This is a genomic window from Vibrio scophthalmi LMG 19158, assembly GCF_000222585.1.
GTDB lineage: Bacteria > Pseudomonadota > Gammaproteobacteria > Enterobacterales > Vibrionaceae > Vibrio > Vibrio scophthalmi.
Genome location: NZ_AFWE01000193.1, coordinates 1 through 6,211, shown reverse-complemented (window position 1 = coordinate 6,211; position 6,211 = coordinate 1). Strand labels below are relative to the sequence as shown.

The window sequence follows — 6,211 nt, the reverse complement described above, 5'->3', positions numbered from 1 at the left end:
TGTTTCCTAATTCGAATTCAGATGAAAAAGCGCTAACACGGCTAATTATTAGACAATCGCAATCGTTTTAGGCATACCTAGCCCAGTGAGCTTGTTTAACGCTTTGATCATGGCGTAAGTTTCGCCAACCTGGGCATTGTAATTTCTTAAGCTTAATGTCCCGCCGAGCAATTTCTTCACACGGAACATCGCTGTTTCTGAGAGTGAACGTTTATGGTAGCCATACCTTGTTTTCCAATGCTTATTTGAACCGTATAGCTTCTGGCAACCGACCGCTAGATTACGTGGATGACCTCGCTCCCAAAAAGCAGCCCCTTCTCTCGGTGGAATGAGTGGAACGGCTCGTTTGATGCGAATAGCTTCGTAGCATGACTTTGTGTCGTAAGCACCATCGCCTGATATCTCCTTGATTCTTCGACGAGTCTGTTTGAGCAAATTAGGCAGCACTTCACCGTCGGTCACATTCGAGAGACTTAACTCAGCGGCAATGATTTCATGCGTGTCTGTATCGACCGCTAAATGTAGCTTTCGCCAGACTCGGCGCTTCCCGTCAGTGCCATGCTTTTTTACTTTCCATTCGCCTTCGCCGTAGACCTTCAGCCCAGTCGCATCAATAGCTAAATGCTGGATCGCTCCTTTAGTCTTCGTCTTGAATGTGACGTTAACCGTTTTGGCTCGCTTGCTAATGCATGAATAATGAGGGCATGACAACGGCAGTTGAGCAAGCTTGAAAACAGAATTGATGAATCCTTGTAGGCCTCTCAACGGCATTGAAAATACTCGTTTGACCATAAGAGCCGTCGTAATCGCTAAGTCACTAAACAGACGAGGTCTTCCACGGCTGTGGTATTGAACAATCAAAATGCCAATACCACTGCTGACCATAGTCGATACGGGAATCATGAAATATAACTAACGGTAGGTGCAGTTTTGTTTGGTTATCCAGACAACATGAAGACTCGTGTGCCATTCCTCGATAAAATGAGTCAAGTGAGCGCAACGATTCCCATGCCCTTATTTAAAGAGGAATCAGCATTAGGCATTTAGGTTATTCTCAAAAAAAGGGTAGGCAAGACAGTAGGTTAGTGGTTATTGGGTAAACGACGATGAAATTAATGTCCGGATTACGAATAAGGGTAAAGATATTTTGAATAAACCAGTGTTGCCCACACTCTAGCTCTTTGTGGTGAAACTGATTAGCGTGTTGTAGGTGTGATTCGGTCAGATTTCTGTCACTGAAAAATAGCAAAACGAGAACGATGTACTGGAATTAAAAAAAGTTCATAGTGCGCCAAATACTCCGGTACCTTGCTTACTCATGCTGCTTGATATGTAAAAAGGCACTCAGCGAGATACTGAGTGCCAAAGCTTGAAATTTATGAGGTTATCTTTTCATTGAATTCCAGAAGACAGGTGTAGGTTTTAATTTACTCTGCGTCAGTGAAAAAATCGTTGTATAGCATGTACAAGTGAGCCGCACTCCAAGAGAAGTTTGGAGCACCTTGTTGTTCACCGTTTAATGGGTTGTAGTTCTCACGGATAGGGCCGTCTTGCACCAAGCCATCGGCGTGATCGAAGAAAGCGCCAGCCATTTCAATCGCATCATCACGGTAGCCATAGCTTTCCATGCCTTTAAGGCCGAAGTAGAATTGGTCTACCCATACACGTCCACGCCAGTATATATCTGGGCCGAAAGCAGGGCTAGAAAGCGCTGCTGTACCCAGTGGAACGTAGGTGTTGAACTCTGAGGTATCTTTCATCACAGAGACCACCGCATCCGCATGTGCTTGCGTTGCTGCGCCATTAAACAGTGGTGACCAACCTTCAGGGCCTTTACCACGTTCTACAATAGGTTTACCTGCACAGCCATTGGCTAAAGGTTTATCTTCAATGCGAATGTCGTAGTAGAAGTTCGTGCCTTCATCGAACATACAGGTGTTGATGTAGTTCGATAGGTACTCCGCTTTTTCGCGGAACTCTTTTGCTTCAGCGTCTTTACCCAGAATGTCCGCCATCTCCGCTAGGTACTTGTTATCACTGTACATGTAGCTTGCTTGGTCAACGGACTCTTGCAACAGTGAGTAGCCTAACAAGGTACCGTCTTCCGCGCGGTTTTGAGCGAATTCAACATCCCAATCACTGCGTTTGCCGCCGTTGGCAACGTATGCGTCTAGCTGGTCTTTATCGATGAAACCAAAGGCTGCTGCATCATCACGACCTGATTCCCAAGACGCAGCGGTTTGAGCTGGGCTCTCGATGTTGTCATAGTTACCTTCTGCAATCACTCTATCCAGTGCCGCTTGGCCTACAACTGTTTCGTGTTTATCGCCACGAACAACGGTGAAGTACATTTCACCTTCAGGGGTGTTGTGTGCTTTATCAAGTGCTGCGCCGTATTCTGGAACGCCATTGCCGTTGTTATCGCGGTTACGTAGCCACCAGTCGTGGTAAGCCACTAGCTTTGGATACATCTCTTCTAGCCAAGCTTCATCGCTGGTGGTCTTGTAAACTTCCATTACCGCCCACGCCGCTAGGCTTGGCTTGGTGTTACGTTCGTTCCAGTTACCACCGTCGCCGCCACGCTCTGGGCTTAGGTTGTAAGCCAATAGATCTGGCACGTAACCTTCATCCCAAGGGCGAACAGGGTCGTCAGCTTGAATTTGGTAGGCAAACATTGCGCGGATGTTGTCTTTCGCTACGTCTGGGTTGAAGTGCGCCATCGCGTAAGCTTGCTTCCATGTATCCCACGGCCATGTTTGGTTGCCTGAGAACCAGCGAGCCGTTACCGAAGGAGTCACAGAGTCAAACTCCATCGCTCCTGCTGCGTCACGCCAATTACCGTTTAGGGTTTCCATCGCTTTTACCGCAACACGCTCTTGCTCTGGCGTCGCATTCGGGTTGGTTAAGCCCATCTCTAGGTAACCTTCCCAGCGAGCTTCAGATGCGGCTAAGAAGTCGGTAGGGTTTGTCATGATCTTTTTGATCTCAGGCTGTTCCGCTTTAGCTTCTTTTGCAGTTAACACGTGCGAGTATGTGGTGTAGATGGTGGTTGATTCTTCAATGCTTGCGGTTGAAGTAAACGTTAGGCCATCGACCTTGGTTTGGGTTGGAATCGATTTATGAACTTGGTACTCAGACTTCCCTGAAGTCAGTAGATCCCATGTTGAACGCACTTTACCGAAAGTGACCTTTAGCCCGTCGTCAGTTGTAACGATTTGACGATTGTAGTTAGGGTAAGTCTCGGCAATGGTTTTGTCGGTTTGCGCTACGCCTTCTTTCGCGTGTGTTTTTTCAAGCAGTTCACCGTCCCACACTAGCTCAACTGGCGAGTCAGTGGTGATTTTAGTCTCCAGCAGAGAAGTGCGGTTAGAAGCAAAACGCATTGTCATCTCGACCGTTACATCGTCAGATTTTAGCGTTTGAATCAATGCGCCAGGTAGGCTGTAAGCTTCCATCGTGAATTCGACTCTTTTGCCATCTTTGAACACGCTTAGGCGGTCAAAGTTATCAGCCATGAAGTTGATGTACTCTTCAGTAAGTAGCGCTGTTCCAGGGAAACCACCCATGCCTTCAGCCGTGTCTGGTAATAAGTGACCGTGCCATGCACCTAGGTCGAAGAACGGGTTAAAGCGTTGATGATCATCGAAGTCGTAGTCACGCATGTATTCTGGTGAGCCAGTACGGTCGATAACGTTTTTAAATTGGTTTGCTTGAAGCTCTTCAGAGCCTGTATTTGATACGCACCCAGTAACAGCAAGTGCTGCGCCAATAGCGATAGCTGCGAATGATTTGTTCAGTTTCATAGTGAGTTCCTGTTATTACCAGTAGAAGTATTGCATTGCGAACACTTGTGCGTCGCCAATTTCAGTGTCGCTGTGGTTAGCAGCGGTTTCATTAGCGTGGGCATTCGCCGTTAGAGCAGCAAGAATACAACTTGTAATAAGAGTGGTTTTAGTAAAACTACGTTTCATTTTATTCACTTCTGTTTCGGGTTGACAAATGAAGCTTCGTAGGTTGCTCTGACTTCTAATGTGGTTGCTCTTTAAGGCGTATACGGTCAGCTTACTTACGATCGTAAAACCGATATTAATGATTATTTTCATGTTTAAAATTAAACCACTCTAAAAGTGTGATCTGTTTTTAGTAAATATTTATCTTGGTGTAAATTTGGTTTTTAGTTGAATTCGTACGCTGATGGCTTGCAATGGATATATTTGGCTTGTGAATTAAAATCTGATGAATGAATTGGATGGGTAAATGAAAAGACACTCACCAAGCGGGGGGGGGAGGTGCCTTAGGGCTTTAACGAGAACATAGGGTGAAATTAAGCGTTCGCAGGCTCTGGTCTTGCTTCTAGTTTTTTCTCTTCTGGAGACAAGCTTTTCTCGTATTGACCGTACTTCCACCATGCGTAACCCAAGAAGATCACGATACCGCCGACGTTATAGAAGATGATGGTCATGATGTCAGCACCTGTTGGGAAGGTTGATGCGAAGAAACCCACCGTGAATATGCTGATAAGAATCGATACCGCAGCGATACCAACTGGGCGAGAACCCATACGGAAATCACGTGGTAGGTGATCGAGTTTCAGGCGTAGGTGTAGGTACGCGATCATGATGAACAGTGGCGGTAGCATAGAAGCTGCTGCTGTCATATTGATGATGGTGCTCATCAAATCTTGCACTGTGTCAGATGCTAGCGTTGGGATGAACATCAACGGAATCACGATAAAGAACTGAACCCAAGCAGCACGCTCTGGTACGCCTTGTTTGTTTAGAGCGACGGTCTTCTCGCCGAAGATACCTTTAGGGATTTCAGAGAAGAAAATCTTAACTGGTGTTGCTGTCCACATCAGAAGAGAGCCTAACATCGCAGTGAAAGAAACGATGCCGACAAAGCGATTCATAAGAATTTCAGGTAAGCCGAAGTAGAGTGCTAAGCCTTCAAAAACCTGTACTGACCCGCCAGTGAATTTAATCTCGTCACGAGATACGAATACGTTTGCCAGGATAGAACCCACCGAGTACAGAGCACCAATAAAGATACCCGCAATGATGATCACTTTAACGAAAGACTTGTGACCGCCTTTGATGTCATTTACGTAAACCGCGACCGACTCTGCGCCGCCAGCGGCCATAAAGATCCAAGTGATCACACCTAGGAATGCCCAGTTAAAGCTTGGAGTCATTGCTTCAATGGTGATTGGGTCTGCTGGTTCGATACCACCGATCAACGCACCGCCTGACAGTAGAATGTAAGACATGGTCAGTAGCAGCATCAGTGACGAAGTTAATGAGGTGATAGGGCCTAATAGTTTCGCGCCGTTGTTAGAGATATGCGTCGCGACCGCAAACAAAATGGTACTTAGAATTGCTGTCGTCATTGGCGTGAAGATGTACTCGAAACCTAAGAACGCATAAGACGCGTAAGCGATGATTCTAGGCAGTAAAGACGTGAAGAAGAATAGGTTAACAAACCAGTATGTGTAAGCTGAGATAAACGCCCAGCGACCGCCTAGAGAGCTTTTAACCCATGAGTAAACACCCGCTTCTGAGTCTTTATTCAGGGATACGAACTCAGCAACAATCAGACAGAAAGGAACAAAATAAAAGATGGTTGCTAAAAAGAACATCGGAGACGAGGATAGGCCGATTTCGATGTTGTTATTAATGATGTTATTGAAGCTATATACCGCCGCGAAGGTCATAGACAGTAGGGCAAACTTGCCTATCGTACTGCGTTTATTATTGGACATGATGTTCTCCGGTGAATCACGTTGATGATCGTTATAACTTGGTCCTAGACAGGGTGAATCTAGGCCGCACTTTTATTGTTATGTTGGTTTGGCAAACACCTGCTTTGTTTTGTCAGGGTTGGCTCGTTGTAATTTATATTCGATGTACGATCGGACGTATAAGTATCAGTTTTAATTGATTTCAGTAAATTTATTACCGAAATCAAGGGGTAAATACTTATGTGTTCTACAAAGAGATAGCTTGTTTCATAAGCGACGTTTTTTATGGAGCTTATAGGGGCTGTATGTCGCTTTTTCTATATGAATCAGTTTGTCTCTTCAGTAAGAAGATTAAAGATTAAGCGGAGGGAAGTTAATCGAAATTGATCAAATATGTGACACTAAGTAAATATATTTAGTTAATGTTTTACCTTGGTTTTTGTGGCTGTTTTATTTAGTGATTTGTCGGTGTTT

The 6,211-nt window shown here is 45.3% G+C and carries 3 protein-coding genes and 1 pseudogene; all 4 read right to left on the bottom strand.

Features of this window, described 5'->3' with window-relative positions; all coding sequences use genetic code 11:
• Nucleotides 1-48 precede the first annotated feature (48 nt).
• Nucleotides 49-840 (bottom strand): annotated as a pseudogene (locus RH88_RS16600) (IS5 family transposase); the annotation flags it as partial.
• 587 nt (nt 841-1,427) lie between these two features.
• Nucleotides 1,428-3,803, bottom strand: coding sequence for an alpha-glucosidase (gene ygjK / locus RH88_RS16595; RefSeq protein WP_005598139.1), 2,376 nt, complete (start codon nt 3,801-3,803; stop codon nt 1,428-1,430).
• Nucleotides 3,804-3,818: 15 nt separating this feature from the next.
• Entirely contained in the window at nt 3,819-3,971 is a 153-nt protein-coding gene (locus RH88_RS23620; protein ID WP_160162590.1) for a hypothetical protein, read from the bottom strand.
• Between the two features lie 353 nt (nt 3,972-4,324).
• Complete coding sequence (locus tag RH88_RS16585) at nt 4,325-5,758, bottom strand: amino acid permease (protein WP_005598135.1); 1,434 nt, start codon at nt 5,756-5,758, stop codon at nt 4,325-4,327.
• Between the last annotated feature and the right edge of the window lie 453 nt (nt 5,759-6,211).

Coding starts and splice junctions, on each gene's coding strand:
- RH88_RS23620 (WP_160162590.1), bottom strand. CDS start 3,971: ATGAAACGTAGTTTTACTAAAACCACTCTTATTACAAGTTGTATTCTT.
- ygjK (WP_005598139.1), bottom strand. CDS start 3,803: ATGAAACTGAACAAATCATTCGCAGCTATCGCTATTGGCGCAGCACTT.
- RH88_RS16585 (WP_005598135.1), bottom strand. CDS start 5,758: ATGTCCAATAATAAACGCAGTACGATAGGCAAGTTTGCCCTACTGTCT.